Annotated in this window: 15 protein-coding genes; 13 read left to right on the plus strand and 2 right to left on the minus strand. The window is 60.8% G+C overall.

Annotation, left to right across the window (positions count from 1 at the left end; genetic code table 11):
• Positions 1–124: 124 nt before the first annotated feature.
• The 13 genes from ACS5RD_RS03345 to pcaF all read left to right on the plus strand — a co-directional run bounded on the left by ACS5RD_RS03345 (position 125) and on the right by pcaF (position 17,673).
• Positions 125–1,438 (plus strand): nucleotide sugar dehydrogenase, encoded by a 1,314-nt coding sequence (locus ACS5RD_RS03345; protein WP_489929985.1) that lies wholly within the window; start codon positions 125–127, stop codon positions 1,436–1,438.
• Positions 1,438–2,916 carry a glycosyltransferase gene (locus ACS5RD_RS03350; protein ID WP_489929986.1) on the plus strand — a complete coding sequence of 493 codons (1,479 nt, stop codon included), beginning with the start codon at positions 1,438–1,440 and terminating at the stop codon, positions 2,914–2,916. Before ACS5RD_RS03345 ends, ACS5RD_RS03350 begins: the two co-directional genes overlap by 1 nt.
• Positions 2,917–2,936: 20 nt before the next feature.
• Positions 2,937–3,971, plus strand: coding sequence for a hypothetical protein (locus ACS5RD_RS03355; RefSeq protein WP_489929987.1), 1,035 nt, complete (start codon positions 2,937–2,939; stop codon positions 3,969–3,971).
• 69 nt (positions 3,972–4,040) lie between these two features.
• Entirely contained in the window at positions 4,041–5,513 is a 1,473-nt protein-coding gene (locus ACS5RD_RS03360; RefSeq protein WP_489929988.1) for a mannose-1-phosphate guanylyltransferase, read from the plus strand.
• Position 5,514: 1 nt separating this feature from the next.
• Positions 5,515–7,020 carry a right-handed parallel beta-helix repeat-containing protein gene (locus ACS5RD_RS03365; protein ID WP_489929989.1) on the plus strand — a complete coding sequence of 502 codons (1,506 nt, stop codon included), beginning with the start codon at positions 5,515–5,517 and terminating at the stop codon, positions 7,018–7,020.
• Between the two features lie 4 nt (positions 7,021–7,024).
• On the plus strand, positions 7,025–8,467 hold the full coding sequence (locus ACS5RD_RS03370; RefSeq protein WP_489929990.1) for an MBOAT family O-acyltransferase: 1,443 nt from the start codon (positions 7,025–7,027) through the stop codon (positions 8,465–8,467).
• A 12-nt stretch (positions 8,468–8,479) separates the two neighbouring features.
• Entirely contained in the window at positions 8,480–9,562 is a 1,083-nt protein-coding gene (locus tag ACS5RD_RS03375; RefSeq protein WP_489929991.1) for an alginate O-acetyltransferase AlgX-related protein, read from the plus strand.
• On the plus strand, positions 9,552–10,373 hold the full coding sequence (locus ACS5RD_RS03380) for a hypothetical protein (protein ID WP_054006635.1): 822 nt from the start codon (positions 9,552–9,554) through the stop codon (positions 10,371–10,373). The genes ACS5RD_RS03375 and ACS5RD_RS03380 overlap by 11 nt, the downstream gene beginning before the upstream one ends.
• Positions 10,370–11,701 carry an alginate O-acetyltransferase AlgX-related protein gene (locus ACS5RD_RS03385; RefSeq protein ID WP_489929992.1) on the plus strand — a complete coding sequence of 444 codons (1,332 nt, stop codon included), beginning with the start codon at positions 10,370–10,372 and terminating at the stop codon, positions 11,699–11,701. The genes ACS5RD_RS03380 and ACS5RD_RS03385 overlap by 4 nt, the downstream gene beginning before the upstream one ends.
• The gene (locus ACS5RD_RS03390) at positions 11,698–12,336 is read left to right on the plus strand and encodes an alginate O-acetyltransferase AlgF (protein WP_489929993.1); all 639 of its coding nucleotides are present in this window, start codon (positions 11,698–11,700) and stop codon (positions 12,334–12,336) included. The genes ACS5RD_RS03385 and ACS5RD_RS03390 overlap by 4 nt, the downstream gene beginning before the upstream one ends.
• A 64-nt stretch (positions 12,337–12,400) precedes the next feature.
• Entirely contained in the window at positions 12,401–15,169 is a 2,769-nt protein-coding gene (locus tag ACS5RD_RS03395) for a tetratricopeptide repeat protein (protein WP_489929994.1), read from the plus strand.
• On the plus strand, positions 15,166–16,347 hold the full coding sequence (locus ACS5RD_RS03400; protein ID WP_489929995.1) for an alginate lyase family protein: 1,182 nt from the start codon (positions 15,166–15,168) through the stop codon (positions 16,345–16,347). The genes ACS5RD_RS03395 and ACS5RD_RS03400 overlap by 4 nt, the downstream gene beginning before the upstream one ends.
• Before the next feature lie 129 nt (positions 16,348–16,476).
• Entirely contained in the window at positions 16,477–17,673 is a 1,197-nt protein-coding gene (gene pcaF, locus ACS5RD_RS03405; RefSeq protein ID WP_489929996.1) for a 3-oxoadipyl-CoA thiolase, read from the plus strand.
• A 50-nt stretch (positions 17,674–17,723) separates the two neighbouring features.
• Here pcaF and ACS5RD_RS03410 read toward each other — a convergent pair whose 3' ends face one another.
• Both ACS5RD_RS03410 and ACS5RD_RS03415 read right to left on the minus strand, forming a co-directional pair.
• The gene (locus tag ACS5RD_RS03410) at positions 17,724–20,837 is read right to left on the minus strand and encodes an efflux RND transporter permease subunit (RefSeq protein ID WP_489929997.1); all 3,114 of its coding nucleotides are present in this window, start codon (positions 20,835–20,837) and stop codon (positions 17,724–17,726) included.
• Entirely contained in the window at positions 20,834–21,982 is a 1,149-nt protein-coding gene (locus tag ACS5RD_RS03415; RefSeq protein ID WP_489929998.1) for an efflux RND transporter periplasmic adaptor subunit, read from the minus strand. Before ACS5RD_RS03415 ends, ACS5RD_RS03410 begins: the two co-directional genes overlap by 4 nt.
• Positions 21,983–22,118 lie beyond the last annotated feature (136 nt).

Here is a 22,118-nt window from a genome sequence, read left to right on the forward strand (position 1 = left end):
AAATTACCTACTAAATAAGGGTTTAGCCTGACTTTCCAAATCTCTTTCGCCATCCTTAATGTGTCGTCAATGCTGCACTGCCGCATTTTCGCCGCAGGAAAGGCGCTTCAGAAGGACGATTGAGATGGCCAAAATTGTCGTATTCGGGATCGGATATGTGGGCGTGGTATCGGCAGCTTGTCTGGCGAAAGACGGCCACGAGGTGATCGCGGTGGATGTGGATCCGGGCAAAGTCGCCTCAATCAACGCGGGGCTTTCGCCCATCGTGGAACACGGCCTGCCAGAGCTGATCGCCGAGGTTTTCGCCGCTGGTAAGCTGACCGCAACGCTGGATGCCGCCGCCGCCGTGCGCGCCGCCGATGCGTCGTTTGTCTGCGTTGGCACGCCTTCGGCCGAGGATGGCTCAATCGGGCTGAAATATGTCGAAAGCTGCTGCCGCATGATTGCCTCAGCACTTCCCGGCAAAGACGGCTTCCATTCGGTCATCGTCCGTTCGACCATCGTTCCCGGCACCATGGAGAAGGTCTGCATCCCGATCCTTGAGGAATACTCCGGCATGGAGGCGGGCGTCGGTTTCGGCGTCGGCTACTACCCCGAGTTCCTGCGCGAAAGCACCGCCATTCAGGATTACTACGACCCCGGCCTGATCGTGTTTGGCGCGTTGGAAAAGAAAACCGCCGACTTCCTGACCATGCTGAACAAAGACCTGCCCTGCGATGTGAACGTCGTCGATGTGCGCTCGGCTGAGATGATCAAATACACCTCGAACGCATGGCGCGCTGTCAAAGTGACCTTTGCCAACGAGATCGGCAATATCGCCAAGGCTTGCGGGCTGGATGGCCAAGCCGTGATGAAGATCCTCTGCTCGGACCACAAAGTCTCGATGAGCCCATACTTCATGCGCCCCGGTTTTGCCTTTGGTGGCTCGTGCCTGCCGAAAGACGTCCGCGCCCTGCGCTCGATTGCCGCCGATATTGAAGTCGCCTCGCCGTTGCTGGATGCGGTTCTGGTCGCCAATGCCGAACAGATCAACCGCGCCGAAGCGATGGTGATGGCGTCGGGTTCTACCTCGGTGGGCCTCGTCGGCATCAGCTTTAAGCCCGGCACCGATGATATGCGCGAAAGCCCCTTGGCTGAACTCGCCGCCCGTCTGATCGACCAAGGCATGACGCTGAACGTCTATGACCCCTTCGTGCACGAAGCCTACGCCAATGACATGAGCGCGGCTGGCCGTGGCAACGATTACAACATTGATCTGAAGGACCGTTTGGTGCCGACGATTAAGGAACTGCTGGCGAAGTCGGACATCGTTTTGGTCGGCAACAAATACGACGACACGCTGGAGGAGTTGAACGCCTCCACGCACCCGGTGATCGACCTGACGCGGATTAAGGCGGGTAAACGCTCGGGCGGCACCTATCAGGGTATTTGCTGGTAATGATGATGCTAGGACATATCGCCTTTATCGCTGTGATGGTTGGGCTTGGCCTGAGCCTGCCGTTCCATGCGATGGGCGATGTGGGCAGCGCTTTGGTGGTGGTCGGGGTGATTGGCCTCTGGCGCTACACTTGGGCCGCGATCAACTTCGGACGGGCAGCGCTGTTCCTGAAATGGGTCTATCCTCAGCGCAAGGCGCGGGCGATGGCGGCATACGCTGCTTTGCCCACGCCAGCCCATGCGTATTTTCTGGTGACCAGCTACAAGATCGAACCCGAAGTCACCACGCGGGTCTATCAAGCCCTGTTCCGGGCGGCGGCTGCCTCGGCAGGTGGGGCGACCGTGGTGTGTTCGGTGGTCGATACCGCCGACGCCCGCCTGATCCGCAACATCTTTGATCGGATGGCGGTAGATACTTCGAACACCCGGCTGATGGTCGATCAGATCGCAGGCACGGGCAAGCGCGATGCTTTGGCGCGTTCGCTGCGCCTGATTGCAGGCGAGGCCCCAACCCGCCGCGATATCGTGTTGTTCGTCGATGGCGACAGCTGCGTGCCAGAAAACATTGTGGCGGCAACTGCGCCGTTCTTCACCAACCCCGATATGGGCGCTGTGACGACGGATGAAGAAGTCGAGATTCGCGCCACCGACATGCCGCTGTTCCGCGATTGGTTCATGCTGCGCTTTAACCAGCGTCAGGTGATGATGTCGTCGATGGGTCTGTCCGACCGCGTGCTGACCCTGACCGGGCGGATGAGCGTTGTGCGCGCTGATCTGGCCACCAACGCAGGCTTTATCAATCAGGTGCAAAGCGACTTTATCGACCATTGGCGGCTTGGCCGGGTGAACTTCCTGACCGGAGACGACAAATCCACTTGGTTCTGGCTGCTGAAGAACGGCTACAAGATGGGCTACCTGCCCGATGTCGCTTCGCTGTCGATGGAAAGCCAACCGCGTCCCGGTTTTGTCGATTCCGCCCTGACGCTGATGGTGCGCTGGTTCGGCAACATGCTGCGCACCAATGGCCGGGCACTGTCGCTATCCCCCAACAGCATCGGCTGGTTCACCTGGTGGTCGATCCTTGATCAGCGCGTCGGCATCTGGACCACGCTTGCGGGCCCGATCTCTGTCCTGTTCGGGGCGGTGTTTATTGAGCCGTTAGCGCTACCCGTCTACATCGCCTGGATCATGTTCACCCGCTACACCTACTGCTGGATCTTGGCGACGGTGCGGATGCAGCCCTTCCCGATCACCTATCCGTTCTTGCTGTACTTCAGCCAGATCACCGGGGCGGCCGTCAAAAGCTTCGTGCTGTTCCGCCTCGATCGCCAGCGCTGGACCCGGCAATCCGCCCGTAAAGCCCGCGTCGTAGCGCTCCCATTCCGCCAACGGCTGCAAGGCTGGTCGTCGGCTTTCTCCCACTCCCTCGCCCTTGGATGGCTGACTTTGGGTGTGGTTCTTCTGTCTGGCATTGTCTGAATTCGCGAAGGAATACGAAAATGGACACCAACACCGCTGAGAGCCAAACCATCGGCCACCTGCCCAATCTGCCCGTGCAGGGCGAGCATCCTTTGCTGGATATTCCCTTCGTCGTCGGCATCGACGGGCGGCAGTTCAAGGGCGAACGTCTGTCGCTGGTCGCCGCCGAAATCACCGGGCTGATGGATCCTGCCTTGGATGGCGCCACCCGCCTGATGCGCTTCATGTTCCCGTTCAAAGGCTTCAGCGTCACGCTGGAGGTGCTGGGGCAAGTGCAGTCCTTGGATCGTGGAAACGGTCACGCCACCGTCAATTTCGTTGATCCGGCGGGCGAGCATCTGCCGCAACTGCGCCATTTGATCAATTCTTACATCGCGGGCGATCTGGTCGCCTTGGGTGAGGTGATCGGCGTTGCGCCCTCGATTCCGTCCCCCGCCAACCGCGCGACGACCATGATCGCAAAGCGCCTGACGTTTAGCCGGGTCTTGGGCAGCGCTGGGCTGGCACTCGCCACTCTGGCTTTAGTCGCAGCGGTCGGCACCTTGGCCTATAACCGCATCTTCACCCTGCCGCTCGCCGCCCCCGGTCTGGCTGTGCAAGACGGCATGACGCTGACCGCGATCTCTGCGGGCCAAGTCGATTACGTCAACCTTGCCGCCGCCAAGGGCGAAGTCGCCTTCACCATCCGCGCCACCTCGGGCGAGATGCTGTCGATTGCGATGCCCTGCGACTGCAAAGCAACCGCCTTGGCCGCAACGGTCGGGGCCACCGTCAGCGCGGGCGAGCCGATGCTGAACGTTCATGCCGCCAATGCGCCGATGGTGCTGACGGCAACCGTGCCCGCCACCGATGTGCTGACCCTCGCCTTTGCCGATCACGTCAAGGTGCAGTTTGGTGATGGCAGCACGATCAACGCAGCTGTCGATCCCGCCAGCCTGCGCGCCGAAGCGACCAATGCGGGTCTGCCGGTGCGGTTGATCCCGGCCACTCCTTTGCAAGCCGAGCAGTTGGGCCAACTGGCCAAGCTGACCATCATCAAGAAACCTTGGTTCTAAGTCGAGCACTTCCCCCGTTACCACCTCTTTCAGATTTTTCCTTCGGGCAATGACCCAGCGGAGCGCGCAATGAAAACGTCGATTTACCCCTTGGTTCTGTGCGGTGGCATGGGATCGCGGCTCTGGCCGATGTCCCGAGTCGAGCAGCCGAAGCAGTTTCAGCCGGTGCAAGGCAAGGGCAGTCTGAGCTATTTTCAGACCACCCTGCAGCGTCACCGCGGCGGCGTGTATAAGTCACCGATCATCGTGACCAGCGCGGGGCAGACCCAGCTGGTCGCGCGTCAGATGCGCGATCTGCAACTGACGGGTTCGGTGATCGCTGAACCGATGGGCCGCAACACTGGCCCGGCGGTTCTGGCTGCGGCGCTGTCGGTGATCGCCGAAGACCCGGAGGCGCAGCTTCTGGTGCTGCCTTCGGATCACATCATCACCGGTGATCTGAACGCCACCGTGGTCGCCATGCAACAAGCCGCCGACAATGGCCGCATCGTGCTGTTCGGCGTCCCCCCAGCTTACCCCGAAATCGGCTACGGCTATATCGTCGATGGCGGCGGCTATACCAACTATCCCGGACTGCATCGGGTCGAAACCTTCATCGAAAAGCCACCCTATGAGCGTGCACAGGCGTTGATTTCCGGTGGCTATTCCTATTGGGCTTCCGGGATCAGCCTGTTCCGCGCCGATGTACTGATCGAAGAATTCCACCGGTTCGAGCCGGAAACCTTCTACGCCGTCTCCGCCGCTGTCAGTGCGGGCAAGCTGATCAACGGCGCGTTGCATCTTGAGGAAACCTCTTTCGTCAAAGCCAAATCCGAACCGACCGAGCGGCTGGTGTTTGAACGCTCCACCGCCGTCGCTTTGGCCCCTGCGCGGGACATTCAATGGGATGATGTTGGCGCGTGGAATGCGGTGCAGAAAATCTCCACCCGCAATGAGCATGGCAACGTGATCAACGGCGACGTGATTGCCTTGGATACGCAAAACTCGCTGATCCAAAGCGACTCTCGCTTGGTGGCGGTGATCGGTCTGCGCGACATGATCGTGGTCGATACGCCGGATGCACTTTTGGTAATGAACCGCGATCACGCCCAAAGCGTCAAGCAAGTGGTCGAGCATCTCAAGGGCATGAACCGCCCTGAAGTCTCCAGCCACCTTTTGCGCGATACCAACTGGGGGCAGGTCGAGTTGCTGGCCAAGGATGATGGCTATGATATGCGGATGCTGGTCGTGGCCCCCGGCGCTTCGCTGAAAGTTAACGGCACCGGCCACGGCCCCAGCCTGCTGACCTTCCTCAACGGCGGCGGCGTTTACGAGCGTGAAGGCAAAATGGTCGCGGTTGCGCGCGGCGACAGCGTCACCATTCCCGCCGATGTGACTTTGCCCCTGACCAATACCGGGTCGAAAGAATTGCGCGCGATGCAGCTTTTGATGACCTATGACGCCGAGAATGTCGCCGAAGTGGCGGCCTCGACCGTCAAAGCCGTGGCGTCTTTGTTCACCAAATCCGGACCTTTGAAACCCGTGACCGGGGCGGTGCAATAGGATGACCCGCATCTGGGCATATCTGGCGAGTGCTGTGCTGTTCAGCGCAAGCATAGGGCAAGCCGCCCCCAAGCTTGCCGACAGCGCCGCCTTGCACGCAGGCATCGCCGGATTGCAGCAAGACGCCGGCGGGATGAGCCCCCAAGGCTTCGCCTATGACGCGGTGGCGCAGATTGCCGGGCTTTATGGTTTGAAACCTGCGCCCCGTCCGCAAGCTTTTGCCGATGTGACACTGCCTTCGGGCGATGCCGCCAAGGTTGCGGCAGGGGATACCCAGATCGCGCTTACGCAGCTGTCGATCTCGGAAGGCACCAACAACCAGCTCCGCGTGCAGCAGGCCCAGCACAACAGCAAGGCCGGGATTTTCATCAGCGCGGGCGTGATCAGTCTGCAAGATCTGGCGACAGCGGCGCAAGCGCAGGGCATTGCGGGCATTGCGATGGCGGATGGCGTTGTCACGCTATCGCGTCCGCTGGTGATCTGGCAGGGCGCGACCTTGCTGATCCACCCTGGCGATGTGTTGCAGATGCAGGCGGCAGAGGGCGCTTTCCTTCTGAATTTCGGCAAACTTGACCTGCGCGGGGCTACTTTGCGCAGCGATGTCGCCGCCGACGCACCCGAGTCGCTGTATCGCCCCTTCGTGCTGACCTCAGGCTCCGGCCAAGTCTATGCCGAAGCCAATACGTTTCAAGCTTTGGGCATGGCCGAGCTTGGCCCCTTCGCGGGCTTCGTGATCTCAACCCAAGGCCTGTTCGCCTCGACCACCCCATCGGTGCTGCGCGACAATCGCTTTGAAGATATCGGCGGCGTTGCTCTGATCGGCACCAAAGCCGCGCAGGTGACGCAGAACGCGTTTCTGGCATCGCGCGGTGGCGCGCTGATCTTGGCGCAAGTCGGCGAAGGCGCGGCCTTGGGCAATACGATTTACGACACCAAAGCCGGGGCCGGCCTTCGGGTCACCGCGCGCTCGAAAGATATGCTGATCGCGGGCAATCTGGTGCTGGGCGGGCAGGGCAATGGCGTGCAAGTCGATGGTGGCAGCTTTGGCATCACCCTGCGCGGCAATGCAGTGCTGGACAACGCGCAGAGCGGGCTTACCGCCAAAACCGCCTCCTGCCTTTCGGTGCAAGACAACGTCATCGCCGCCAATGGCGCGGTCGGCCTGCGCTTGACTAAAACCGGATATGTCCAAATCGCAGGCAATGCGCTGGTCGGCAATGCAGGCTCTGCCATTGCCGTTGGCGCGCAGTTGACCAAAGCGCGGATGGAGTTGAACAGCAACTTGATGGCGCAAAACCAGATCGGTCTGACCGGCGCGGCTTTGCACCTTGTCACCCTGCGCGACAACGATCTGAGCGCGCAACTACCCCGCATTTTCGACGGTGAATTCGCCCAACATCAGGCCGCATTCCTCACCTCAGGCCGCACCGACCACGCGGCTGTTTTCCAGATTTCGAGCGCTGCGGCAGATGATGCCGACTTCGCCTCGATCTGCAGTCAGGAGTAACCTCATGGTCTTTTCATCGGAAACCTTCCTGTTTCTATTCCTGCCGCTGTTTCTGTGCATCTACTATCTGACGCCCGCCAAGGGCCGTTCGATGGTGATCCTGTTCGCGTCCTACCTGTTCTATGGCTGGTGGCGGTTCGACTTTCTGCTGCTGCTGTTCGGCACAACCCTGTGGACCTTCTACATCGGCCTGCTGATCGCCAAAAACCTCGACACCCCGCGCGCGAAAATGTGGTGTGGCATTGGGGTGGCGGGCTGTCTGGCCGTGCTGGGCGTGTTCAAATACCTCAACTTCTTCATCGACAGCCTCGCGCAACTGTTCGGCACTGATGCCGCTGGTTTGGGCGTGCATTGGCGCTTGATCCTGCCGATTGGTGTGTCGTTCTATGTCTTCCACTCGATCAGCTATCTGGTCGATGTCACCCGCAAAGACGCCGACGCGACGCTGAAATTCTTCGATTTCGCGGCCTTCATCGCGCTGTTTCCGCAACTGGTAGCAGGCCCGATCCTGCGCTTTAAGGATTTGGCCGATCAGTTCAAACACCGCACCCATTCGCTGGTGCTGTTTGCCGATGGCCTCGCCCTGTTCATCGTTGGCCTTGGCAAAAAGGTGCTGCTGGCCGATACCATCGCCCCCTTGGCCGACGTTGCCTTCACCACGCCGGACCCAAGCGCGGCCCTATCGTGGCTCGGCTCGATTGCCTATATGATGCAACTTTACTTCGACTTCTCAGGCTACTCCGACATGGCGGTGGGTCTCGGGTTGATGATGGGCTTTAGGTTCCGCAAGAACTTCGACATGCCCTATATCAGCCGCTCGATCACCGAGTTCTGGCGCCGCTGGCATATCTCGCTGTCGGTCTGGCTGCGCGATTACCTCTATATCCCGCTGGGCGGCAACCGTGTTGGCCCGACCCGCACCTATGTCAACTTGATGATCGTGATGGTGCTGGGTGGGCTGTGGCATGGCGCGAACGGTACGTTCCTGGCTTGGGGCATCTGGCACGGCGCTTGGCTCGCGATTGAGCGCGCCACCGGCTGGGCCAACCGCTCGTCCTTCATCGGCCTTGTGCAAACCCTGCTCTTGGTGCTGATCGGCTGGGTCGCCTTCCGCGCTGTCGACATGCACCAAGCGATGGATGTTTACGCGGGCATGATCGGCCTGCACGGCTTTGCCATCCCGATGGACGTGGCCTTCCAGATCAGCGGCGAAAGCATGGTGATGCTGGTGATTGCGATGATCTATTGCGCGGCTGAACCACACATCAACCGCATCGGCAAAGATATGTATTTCGCGCCGCAGGGAGGCATCGGCGTCAGCAGCAATGGCACGCTGACCGCCGCCACCTCGCTGCTGCCCGTCGCAGTTGTGTCGCTGATCGCCATGCTTGCGATCATGAAGCTGGCCGAGGCGAGCTTCTCGCCCTTCCTGTATTTCCAGTTCTGAAGGAGGATCGCCATGCAGCGCTTCTATCGGATATCTCGCTACTTCCTGCCGGTGATGTTTTTCGGCTACGTCCCCTTCGCCAATCTGGCGGTCTATGAAGAACCCGGCGGCAAGCTGGCGGCGTTTGACGTGGCCGCCCTGCGCGGCACCGTCACCCACAGCTTTGACACGCTGTACAAAACCGCGATGCCGCACCGCGAACCTTCGATCGGCGTGATGGGCGCGGCCCGCTACCTGCTGATCGGCGAAGGCCGTAAAGGCGTGGTCGTGGGCAAAGACGGCTGGCTGTTCACCACAGAAGAAACCCGGCCCTTGCCGAAAAGCCTGTCGCCCTCCGTCGCCAAAATCGCCGAGATCCGCGATACGCTCGCCGCCCAAGGCACCAAGCTGATCGTGGTGCCGCTGCCTGCCAAGGTTGATGTGCAAGCCGCTAAGGCCGCAGCGCCAGAACTCTCTGCCGAGATGGCAGGCTTCTACGCTGATCTGCTGGCGAAACTGAACGCCGCGCAAATCGAAACCGTCGATGCCCGCACGCCGCTGGTGGAACTGGTGAAAACCAAACCTGCTTTCTTCGCCACCGATACCCATTGGACGCTCGACGGTGCCGCCACCGTGGCCGCCGCCGTGGCGAAATCTGGCCTTATCCCGCTGGGCACCGCCGAGATGACGCGCACCGAAGAACCCAAAGCCGAATTCGCGGGCGATCTGGTGTCTTACGTCACAACCGAAGGCATCGCGCCGATGTTGGGCTTGGATCGTGAAGACGCCAACCCCTATGTCGTCGCAGCCCCCGCTGACACCTCCGACATCTTCGCTGCCGCCCAAGTCGATGTCGTGCTGATCGGTACCTCTTACAGCGCCAATCCGCATTGGAGCTTTGCCGAAGCCCTGAAACTCGACCTGCACCAAGACGTGTTGAACGCCGCCGAGCAGGGCCTTGGCCCGGTCAAACCGATGGACAAATACCTCGCCTCGGACAGCTTCCGCGACGCGCCACCGAAAGTGGTGATCTGGGAAGTTCCGCTACGCTACCTGACCGATCCCAAGCTGTGGGACGGCCATAAAATCGGGCAGGAGCTGGCAAGTGCAGATTAAATCTCTGATCATCGCCAGCGTGTTGCTGACCAGCTTTATGGCGACTCCGTTGCGGGTGCAGGCAGAAGATCGTGTGGTGCCGCCGACCGTGGTGTCAAAAGTCTATCCCAGCAAAGAAGAAAGAGCCGCGAAGTTGGCCGAAAGGTTGGCGCTGCAGAAGGCTGCGCGTTTAGCCGCCAAAGCCGCCAAACCTCCGGTTGCCCCAGTGTTGTCACGCCTGGAAACCCTGCACAAACGTATGATTGCCAAGGACGAATTGACCGCCAGCGAAATGCAGGAACTGGCGGATTCCGGTGATGGCCTTGCCGCGTTCTATTACGCCCGCAAGCTGGAAGAAAGCGGCAGAACCAGCGCGCTGCCCTCTGCCGTGCATTACTATGCGATGGCGTCTTATCTGGGCCGCGAATTCGCCATGAGCCGCATGATCGCGCTGATGAAATCGCCGGAAGTCACCCTGTCCGACAAACAGATCAAAAGCAGCAAGGATGCTCTGGTCAAGCTGGCGCGTTCTGGCAATACCGCAGCCGCACTTGGCCTTGCCGATATGTACGCCATTGGCCAACCTTTTGCCCAAGACACCGCCGAGTCGCGCAAATGGCTGATGCAGGCCGCCAAGGCAGGCGATGCCAATGCCGCGCAAAAACTGGCGCAAGCTGCGATCATGCCGCAAGACGGCAGCGCCCCCGATGTGCCCGCCGCCCGCGCGGCACTGGCGCTGATGATCGCCTCGAATGAACCCGGCAAAGTCGCGATGGCGCAGACCCTGCTCGCCCGACTTGACGCCACTGACCCCACGGAGGTTTCCCAATGAACGCAGCTTTCCGGCTCGCGGTGGCACTCGGCTTGGGCTTAACAGCCGCGCCCGCCTTGGCGCAAACCGCCTCAAACTTCGATTGTTCGGCCTATGAGTTCAACACCATTCTGCCTGCGATTGAAGGCAAAGACGGTGTGTTCTTCCGCACCTTCGCTGATCTGCGGATGCAGCATCCGCTGGACGAACGCACCGTGCATATGATGGGCCAGCTGGCGAAAGTGCTGAAAGAAAACGGCACCACGCTGATCTATGTGACCATTCCGACAAAGTCGCAGGTGATGCCGCAATACCTGCCCGCCCATGCCGCCGACTATGGCTTTCAGCTCGAAGTGGCGAATGCGATCTACACCGATTTCATCACCCGGCTGAACGCCGCGGGTGTCGAATCCCCCGATATGATGACCGCCCTGCGCAACAACAAAGGCGGCGAGCGCGCCTTGTTCGGCGACGACTTCCACTGGACCTCGCAAGGCGCGCGGCTGGGCGCACAAGCGATTGCCGAGCATATCAAGGCCGACCCGGCTTATGCCGATCTGCCGAAGCAAACCTTCGTCACTACCGCGATTGCGCCCGAAGTCGCCTTCTCGGGGATGCGCCGCACCCTGCAAGGCTATTGCGCGAAATCGCTGCCACCAACCGAGACGATGGCCTATAAAACCGAAGCCGTTGCCAGCACCGATGCGGCAGCGAGCGGCCTGGATATCTTCGCCACCCCCAGCGAGGTGCAGCCTGCGGTCCTGGTCGGCACCTCGTATTCCGACAGCCCGATCAACAATTTCGCGGGCTTTCTGGCGGAATATTCGCAACTGGAGATCGTCAACTACGCGATCACCGGCGGCAACCAGTTCGGCTCGATGACCTCGTATATGACCTCGGATGAATTCAAGGCACAGCGCCCACGCTTCCTGATCTGGGAAAATCCGATCTACAACAACCTAGCGCAATATGGTGCTGCGCCGATTGAAGAACTGATCGCCGCAGCGGGCAATACCTGCACCACCGCTTTGCCGATCACCAAGCTGGATGCCAACACGGTGGAGGCCTCGCTGGAAGGCCTCAAAGTCGGTGCTGATGATGCGATCTTTGCCGATTTCGGCGGCGAAGGTCCGCGCATCGCCAATTTTAGCATCGAAGGCGCCGATGGATTAATCCGGCACTCGAAAATAGAGCGCAGCCAAAGGTTGCGTTCTACTGGAAACTTCTACCTTGGGCTGTCGGCCTTCACGATGCCGAATATTACGAAAGTGACGGTGCATTTCGATCGCCCCGTCAGTGACTCCACGACCCTGAATTTCTGCGCGAATACCAAAGGAGACGCGTCATGAAGAAGAATAGCAGCTGGTTGATTGCCCTATGTGCGGGGCTTTGCGGCATGTATGCCACGACGGGGCTGGCTCAGGATGGCGGGCTCTATGAAGATGTGCCCGACCCCAGTGCCAGCTTTGTGCGCGTGGTCGCCGCCGCCCCAACCAATGCGGTGATCGACACCAAGACTTTCGATCAACTCGATGGCGGGATTTCCGGCTACGTTGTTGTCGCCAAACCTGGTGAGATCAAACTGGTGACCGGGGTGGATGACGCCACGGTCAAGGTCGAAGCAGGCAAGTATTACTCCTATATCATCGGCGCTGATGGCACCAAAACACTGGTGCCGGAAGACATCACGTCGAACCCGGCGCAAGCGGTGATCAGTTTCTTCAACCTCAGCGATCTGCCGAAGGTTGATTTGTATGTGCCTGCCGCCAAAGCGGTGGCCCTGCCGGGCGTGCCGATGAACGGCGCGGCCAATGTGGCGTTGAAAGCCCCGCTGACCTTGGACTTTGAGGTCCGTGACGGCGACAAAGTGCTGGCCTCCTTGCCTGCGGTCGATCTGCAACGTCGCGGCGGTGTGGCGATTGTGCTGCGCGGCTCTGCAGGCAACTACACCGTGGCGGGTTCAAACTCGACGCTTGCCAACTAAGCTTAATCGCCCAACCGCCGCGCGGATCATTCTGCGCGGCGGTACATCGGCAAAAGGATACACCATGACACGCGCCGCAGCCCTGCTTTCCCGCCCGTTCTTGCCGCTTTGCTTTGCCGCTCTGGCTGGCCTTCCCGCCTTTGCGCAAACCGCAGCCCCGCAAACCGTCGCGGTAAACTTTGAGCCGCCCCGGATCGAGGTGGAAAAGATCTGCGCGCCCAGCACGCCCGACGAACAACTCGCCGCTCAATGGGCCGCATGGGATGGCAAGACCCTGCCCGAAATGGCCCCTGATCTCATTCAACGCGATTTGCGCCGCCTGATGGATGCCGATGCAATCCGTTGGTTTGACACCATCGAAAAAGCCCAAAACCTGATGCCCTCGGTCGATCCGCAATTTGGCGCGGACAAGGCCCTGCTGGCGCGGGTAGAACTGCTGATCGCGGCGGGTCGTCTGAAAGAATTGACCAACCAACGCCTTGTCGATCAGCTGATGGCGACGGAAAACGGCGGCTCGCCCCGCTTGCAAAACATCCTTGCCGATTATCTGATGAACGGCACCGGCATCGCGGTTGATAAAGAAAAAGGTCTGAAACTTCTGGTCGCGGCAGGCTATGGCGGCAACGCCGATGCGCTGCTGAAGATTGTCGAATTGCAAGAAAAAGGCACGCAAATTCCCGGTTGGGACGTGCCCTCTGACATCGCCGTCACCATGGCCTTCGGTGCCTTGGTCGGCAAGATGGACCCGATGATCTGCGACCGCGTCGCCCGCATCGCCCGTGAATACATGAACGGCACCATCGTCACCCGTGACGTAAGTCTTGCCGAGAAATGGTTCCGCTTTGCCGCCGATATGGGCGATGGCGTCTCGGCTTGGAAAGTCGCCGAGATGCATATGCGCTCGGAAGATCTGGTGAAATCGAACGACACCCTGATCGCCTATCTGACCAAAGCCGCCGACGCTGGCCTGCCCTATGCTCAGGTGGCGCTGGGTCGCCTGTATGAACAAGGCGCTTTGGTCGGCAAGAAAGACATCGAACACGCCCGCGCGCTGTACGAGAAAGCCGCCAAATTCGGTGACCGTGCTGGCCTTTTGCGCAACGCGTTGTTCCTGCAATCGGAAGCGAAACTGGATGGCGCCTACCAGCCCGCCTATCGTGCCGCTCTGGAAGAATTCGCCAAACGCGCCGATGCCCCGGCTTGGATTTTCATCGCTCTGGGTGATTTTGAAATCGCGGACAAAGGCCGTTGGGGCGGTGAATCCGCCGCTGTCGCCTATTATGAAAAGGCCGAGGCGATGGGCGAGGCAAGCGCCACCAAACGCCTCACCCCGATCCGGTTCCGCTATGCCGACACGCCGAAGCAATTCTACCAAGTCATCGACGCGGTGATCGACACCGTCCACACTGGCGGTGAGATTGACCCGATGAACGGCCTGAAGGACGCCTTCAGTTGTCGTGCGCCACAGGCTCCGCAGCGCACAGAGGCGGAGTATTGGGAAGGCATCAGCGCCGCCACTGGCACAAAAACCGTCGAATTCAGCCCGGTCGATCTGTTGGCCCTGATCGCCAATCCCAACCCGCAAGACATTGCGCGGTTGCAAACACAGGCGCTTTACGGTCGCCCGACGGCCATTGCGCAATATATGGAAGTGCTGACGCGCAGCAATGCCGCGCCAGATGAGCTCGCTTTCTGGGAGTCCTATGCCAAACGTTTTGAAGGGGTTACCGCCGCACGCGGACGCTTGGAGCATAAGTTTGCCGAAATCGGCCAGAACCTGAGCGATCCCACCATCATGCTGCGCGCAGCGATTGCCGAAGGCGACACTTCCGCCGAAGTTGATCTGGCCGAGATCTTGCTCAAGCAAGATCCGCAGAAAAACGCAGCCGCTGCGCTTGCGGCGGTGGAGCCTATGGCCGAGATGGGCAATGGTGCCGCATTGCGGTTGCTGCCGCAGCTTGACCCCAAACGCTTTCCCGATCTGAAAACCGTCTACACCACCTACGCCGATGTGATCGAAGCGCGCGGCGACTTTGACGCCCTTGTGCTCGCATTGCCGTTCCAGCCCGACCTCGGGCGTCGCGACGATTACATGCACCGCGCCACCACCGCCACCGATTGCAGCTTTGACGAAATCAAAACCCTCGCCGATGCTATGGGGCAGTTGGGCGATCAGGCTGCCTTTACGAAATGGGTGGATGTGGCCGAGTTCCTCAGCGAAAATGACAGCTGGCGGCTGGTGCAACTCGGCGATCTGCTGCGGCTTTATGGCGGCGAGACGATGCAGACCGCAGAGTTGACCTTCTACCAGCGCGGCTATGACGGCGGCAACACCACCGCCATTCACCGTCTGCTTGACGTCTACGGCGATGCGGGTGCGCCGCAGTTCAACGCGGTGAAGGCAGCCGATCTCTACGTCGCGTTGGTCACCCACAGCCAACCCAAAGATATTCCCCGGGCGCTTTCCCGACTGGCGGTTGCCTCGCAGCCGATCCAAGACAATGCCTATGCCCGGCTTGACGTGCCAAAACTCTACCGCACCGCTGCCGAAGCCGGCAATCCCGCAGGGATGCGCGAATACGGCAAGCTGTTGCAGCTCAGCGCAAAATCGACGGCCGAGTTGGAGGCCTCGACACAATGGATATCCAAAGCCGCCGACGCGGGCGATGTCCCCGCCATGCTGACCTATGCTGACGCGCTGGCCTTCGGTCTAGGTGTGCCCGCCTCGCGGCAAGAGGCGCTGGTCTGGCTGCAAAAGGCCTCTGACGCAGGCAATACCGATGCCAGCGCCAAAGTGCGTAGCCTGACACTACAACCGGAGGTCAGCCAATGAGCGCCTGCATCACACGCGCGGTCTTGGTCTTGGCGCTGTTCAGCACCAGCCAAACCGCTTTCGCACAAACCGCCCCCGAACCCGCAGCAGAGGAGGTCAAAGCTTTCGCCTGCTTCGATCCGGTCCCCCCGGTGACAGAGCTTGCCATCCCAAGCCGCTATAAGGATGACAGCAAGAACCGCTCTGATTTCGACGCTGAAGCCAACGCCGCAGTCGAAGCTGCGCTGAATCCGGTCGATGATTTCATCAACCTTCTGGTCAAAAACGCCAACGCAGCACTTCAGATCACCGCCGCACCCGAGGTTGACCCAGAGACTCCGGTTGATCCCGCAGCCGAAGCCACTTCCGAAACCCCGCCCGATCTGGCCCAGCAAACCCTGATCGCCGATTGCGTGGTCGATCGCATCCACGACTGGGCCGCAGCCAATGCACTGGGCGACATGAAATCCCAAGGTGCGCAACTCTCGGTGCCCAGCCGGATTGGCGGCATTGCGATGGCCTACGCCCAAGTGCGCAGCCTTGCCACCCAAGACACTCGCCAGCCCGAGATTGAAGCTTGGCTGACCGCCCGGATGCAATCCAGCATGGTGTTTTTCGACACCGAAGCGCCGCCGAAATCGCGCGAAAACAACCTGCGCGCTTGGGCAGCTTTGGCTGCGGCGCAGGTCGGCTTGCTGCAAAACAACGAGGCGATGACCACTTGGGCCGCCGAGTCCGTCAAACTGGTGCTTTGCACCGCCACCCCAGAAGGCGCTTTGCCGAATGAAATGTGGCGCGGCAAACTGGCGCTGCACTACCAAATCCACGCCGTTGGTCCCTTGGTCGTCGCCAATGCGTTGCTGCAACCGACGCATCCCGATCTGCTGGCCACTTGCGACAACGCCCTGCTGCGCGTCGTCCGCTTCACCCTGAAAGCCGTCGAAGACCCCAAACTGGTCGAGGCGATCACCGACAAGCCGCAAAAGTTTGACCCCGCCACCGAGATGAAACGTGCCTTCCAATTCGCATGGCTCGCCCCGCTGGAAACCTTGGTGCAAGAACCCGAGTTCACCACCTTCGCGGCGAAGTTTGAGCTGCTCAGCAATTCCAAAATCGGCGGCAAGCAAAGTCTGCTCTGGCCCGCGCTGGACGCAAAAGACCCTGCGGCCACCGAAGAAGAACCCGCCACAACGCCATAACGGAACGGGTGGCTTTAGAGAGTTATGAACGGGGCAGGGGGCAATCCTCTGCCCCTTCGCTATGTTCCACTCGACATTGCGCGCAGATATTTTATACTTAAAGTAATTCCCGCCTCACCGGAGCCCCCCATGACCGAGGTCTATATCTGCGACTATATCCGCACCCCGATCGGGCGCTTTGGCGGCAGCCTGTCGTCCATCCGCACCGATGATCTTGCCGCCATCCCCCTGCGCGCCCTGATCGCTCGCAACTCCGGCGTCGATTGGGCCGCTGTCGATGATGTGGTGATGGGCTGCGCCAACCAAGCAGGCGAGGATAACCGCAACGTCGCCCGCATGGCCGCCCTGCTCGCAGGTCTGCCCATCAGCGTCAGCGGCACCACGATCAACCGCCTCTGCGGGTCAGGCATGGACGCGATCCTACTCGCCGCCCGCCAGATCAAAGCAGGTGAGGCCGATCTGATCATCGCAGGCGGCGTCGAGTCAATGTCCCGCGCCCCCTTCGTGATGCCCAAAGCCGAAACCGCCTTCTCCCGCGCCGCCGAAATCCACGATAGCACCATCGGCTGGCGCTTCATCAACCCCTTGATGCAACAGCAATATGGCACCGACTCGATGCCCGAAACCGCCGAAAACGTTGCCGAAGACTGCGCGATCTCCCGTGCCGACCAAGACGCATTCGCCCTCCGTAGCCAAGCCAAAGCCAGCGCCGCGCAAACCAATGGCCGCCTCGCCCAAGAAATTACCCCCGTCAGCATCCCGCAACGCAAGGGCGATCCCATCGTGATCAGCCAAGACGAACATCCCCGCGCCACCACCATCGAAGCGCTTGGGAAACTCGGCACCCCGTTCCGCAAGGGCGGCAGCGTTACCGCAGGCAACGCCAGCGGCGTCAATGACGGAGCAACTGCCCTGATCATCGCCTCTGCCGCAGCCGCCCACAAACACGGCCTCACCCCCATCGCCCGCATCTTGGGCGGGGCCACCGCAGGCGTCGCCCCCCGCGTGATGGGTCTTGGCCCGATCCCGGCCAGCCAGAAACTCATGGCCCGCCTGGACTTCACCCCATCCGACTTCGCTGTGATTGAACTCAACGAAGCCTTCGCCAGCCAAGGACTCGCCACCCTGCGCGCGCTTGGCATTGCCGACGACGACCCCCGTGTGAACCCCAACGGCGGTGCGATTGCCCTCGGCCACCCGCTCGGCATGACCGGCGCCCGCATCACCGGCACCGCCGCTTTGCAACTGCAACCCGGTCAGCGCGCGCTGGCGACCATGTGCATCGGCGTCGGTCAAGGCATCGCCATCGCGCTAGAGCGGGCATAGAAAAACCCGCCGCACCCTCACAGTGCGGCGGGCCTTTTCATTTCAACGGCTCAAGAAAACCGCTTCTTCCAGAACCACCGCCGCCCTTCGCGCAAGCTACGATTAGAGCGGCTGACCAGCATCAACAACGACGGCGTCACGATCAGCGTCAGGATCGTTGCAAACGCCAGCCCATAGACAATCGCCGACGACAGCGAAATCCACCATTGCGTCGAGGGCGCGCCAATCGTCGTCTCGTGGCTGAGCAGCTCAAGGTTCAGCCCGAATGCAATCGGGAACACCCCGAAAATCGCCGTCAGCGCCGTCAGCACCACCGGACGCGCGCGTTCACGACACGTCTCAAGCACCGCCTCGATCTTATCCATGCCCTCATGCCGCAACTGGTCATAGGTGGCGATCAGCACGATGTTGTTGTTCACCACCACCCCGGCCAAGGCGATCACCCCAATCCCGGTCATCACCACACCAAACGGCTGGCCCATGATCATCAGGCCAAGGAAGACGCCGATGGTCGACATCAACACCGCCGACAGCACCAAGCCCACCGAAATAAACTTGTTGAACTGCGCCAGCAGCACGACGAAAATCAGGAAGACCGCAGCCCCAAACGCCTTGGCCAAAAACGCCCCGGCTTCCGCCTGCTCCTGATCTTCCCCGGCCATATTCCAGCGCATTCCGGCCTTGGTATAGCCGCCAGTGGCAAACTCGGCCTCGATCATCGCCTGCACCTCGCCGCGCACCTGATCCGGCTGCACGCCTTCCGCCGCTGCAATCCCGGCCTGCACGGTAATGGTCCGCGCGCCACCAAGTCGGGTCAGCGTGCCCGTGGTCGCCGCCGCACTTCGCGTCACAAAGTTGGAAATCGGCACCGGCCCATCCGGCGTTTCAATCCGCAACTGATCCAGCGCAGCAATCGTGCGCTGTTCGGGCGGCAGACGCAGCACGATATCCACCGGATCATCCGACCCCGCCGGGCGATACTCCGACAGTTTCAGCCCCGATGTCACCATCTGCACCACAGCCCCAACAGCCGCAGGCGAAGCGCCATAACGCGCCGCCTCACCCCGATCGACCTGCAACTCCCAATCCACCCCCGGCAAGGGCAAACCGTTCGACACATCAATCACATTCGGAATAGCCTTCAGCTTCAGCGCAATCGCGCGGGCTGCATCATTCAACCCCGCCGGATCATCCGCCGACAGCTGAATCTGAATGGCTTTCCCCGTGGGCGGCCCCGCCGCAGGCACCGAGACTTCGATATCCACCCCCGGAATGCCCTGCATCGCCACCCGCAGATCGGCCAGAATATCATTGGCAGGCTTGCGCTCACGCCAATCAATAAACTCATATTGAATGGTGCCAATCGTATCGGCAGGCGCTTCACCGCCGCCCTGTCCAGCGCTGCCCACCCGCGTGTAAACCGTCTTCAACCCCGGCCAGCCCAGCATCCGAGACTCGGCTTGACGCACCAACAGGTCCTTTTCGTCAATCGACAGGTTGCCGCGCGCCTTCACATACAAAAGGCCATAATCCGGCTCGACATTCGGGAAGAACTCCACCCCGTTGCCGAACTTAGTGTAGCTGTAAGGCACCGCCACCAGTGTCGCCACCGCCAGAAACAACACGGTAAACGGATGCCGAATAGCCTTTCCCACCACCCACATATACGCTCCGTCCTTATGCTGGGGCGGATGCGCAAACGGCTTGGCAATGATCGCGCCCAAGGTTGGCACAAAGATCAGCGCATACAGCATCGACGCCGACAAAGTCGCGATCAGCGTGATCGGCATGTATTTCATGAACTCTCCCACCACCCCCGGCCAGAACAACAAGGGCGAGAACGCCGCGATCCGCGTTAGGGTCGAGGCGATCACTGGCCCCGCCATCCGATGGCTGGCCTCGGCAAAGGCATCGCGCTTGTCCATGCCCTCGCCCATCCGGCGCTCGGCATATTCCACCACGATGATGGCATCATCCACCAGCATCCCCACGGCGAGGATGAGGCTGAACAACACCACAAGGTTCACCGTCAACCCCGCCATTTGCAGCCCCAAAATCCCCATCAGGAACGAGGATGGAATGGCCAAACCGATCAGGATCGAAGACCGCACCGACAGCGCATACAGAATCACGATGAACACCAGTACCACCGCCGTCAGCACCGAGTTTTGCAAGTCAGACAGCATCTGCCGGATCGTGGTCGACTTATCCTGCGAAAACGATACCACCACCCCCGGCGGCATCTGCTTTTGCAATTCGGCGGTCACGGTCTTCACCTTATCCACCGTGTCAATCAGGTTCGAGCCGATCCGCTTAGACACCTCAATCGCCACCGCCGATTTGCCATCCAGCCGGGTGATGGTCTGAGGGTCTTTCAGCGCAGGCCGGATTTCCGCCAGATCGCTGACCCGCACAATCGCATTGCCTTCCGCCACCACCGGCAGCCCGGCCAAATCCTGCACGGTCTCAATCAGCGACGGCACTTTGATCGCATAGCGCCCCTCGGCGCCCTCCAACGACCCCGCCGCGATCAGCCGATTGTTGGCATTAAACCCGGCGATCATCGTATCGGGCCGCAGCCCGTAGGATGACAACTTCGCCGGATCAATCACGATCTCAACCACATCATCACGCACACCCTGCAAGGCGGCATCCAGAACGCCCGGAATATCCTCAATCCGGTCGCGCAACGCCCGCGCCGTGGCGTTCAGCGTGCGTTCCGGCACATCGCCCGACAGAGTGACAACCAGCACCGGAAACTCCGACAGATTGACCTCGTTCACCGTAGGTTCATCGACCTCGGCAGGCAGATCGGGCCGCGCATCATCAACGCCATCCTTCACATCCGACTTCGCCTTGGCCAGATTCGCCCCGGCCTGAAACTCCAGCAACACGTTGCCGCCGCCCTGATAGGCGGTCGCGGTCATCTTCTTGATGCCCTGAATAGACTTCAGCGCGGTTTCCATCGGCCGCAGCAACAGTCGCTCTGAATCCTCAGGCGAAATCCCATCCAAAGACATCGAGACATAGATGATCGGAATCTGAATATCCGGCTCCGCCTCTTTCGGGATCGAGTAATAGGCCAGCCCCCCTGACAAGATCAGGAAGATCAGCACCGAAAGCGTCAGCCGCGCATTGCGGATTGCAAGTTCGACCAGCTTCATTTCAGCGCCTCAGCCGCTTGCGCCGGGGTCAGCTCCGACACCGTCACCACATCGCCATCCGACACCAGATCCTGCCCCGCCACGATCACCCGCAGATCGGTCGGAACCCCGGTCACCACCATCCCCGCTTCGCCATCATCAATCACCGTCACTGGCGCAAACGCCGCTTTGTTGTCCGGCCCCACCACCCGCAACCCGATCACGCCATCCTCATTGATCGTGATGATTGACCGCGGCACCACCACCGCAGGCACCGCCGCCGTATACAGCCGCACCTCTGCCGTCATCCCCGCCGGGATCGCATGATCGCCGTTCGGCAAGGCCACCTCAACCCCAAACGTCCGGGTTTTCTCCGAGGCTTGCGCCGACACATGCCGCACCACGCCCTCCATCTCAACGCCGTCCACCAGCCGCACCTTGGCCTTCGAACCGATGGTCACAAACGCCACATCGCGCTCGCTGACTTCCGCCTTCACCACAATCGGGTCCAGCGCCAGAATCGTGGCAATCGCCGCCCCGGTCTGCACCCATTCGCCCAATTCCACATCCACCGTATCCACGGTCCCGGCAAACGGCGCTTTCAGCAGCAGCCGATCCTGCGCCGCATTGGCTTGCGACAACCCGGCCTCTGCCGCCGCCTTCGCAGCCCTGCGGGTGATCAACTCCAACTCGGGCAGGCTACCCTTGTCATACAAAGCCTGCCCCACCCGCAAAGTTTCCGTCGCCTGCTCCAAAGCCGCCTGCGCGGTATCCACCCCGGCGATCACTTCCGAGCCTTCCAACTCCACCACCAAGGCATCTGCCGCAATCTCGCCGCCCTGCGCGACACCCAGCTTATGCACGATCCCCGAAGCCCGCGCCGCCAGCACCGCCTGCTTATCCGCCTCGGTCGCCCCCGAAATCCGGATCTCCCGCGCATAGTCGATAAACATCGGTGCCACCGCCGCCACCGTGCGCCGCGCTGCCGCAGTCTCGGTTCCCGCAGTTTCCGCCGCCTCAGTCGCACCGGCTTCCGCAGCCGGAGCAGTCGCGTCCTTTTTCAATTCCTCGCTGCCCACAGCCGAGAATTCCCCGGTTGCCACCCAAGCGGCGGCGGCGACAAAAACGACAATGGCAGTGATCCGATGGGCGGTAAAAAATGACATGAGTGCAACCCTGACTGGTTCCGAAAATCCGCAGCAATGCGCAGGCTTCCGCTTTATCTGTTTCGATCACCAAGAATTTATGTCTTTGCCACAAAGGTCAATGCAGCGCATCGCTTTGGCCGCGCTATTTGAACGG

The organism is Cypionkella sp. PAMC25878 (assembly GCF_058135695.1).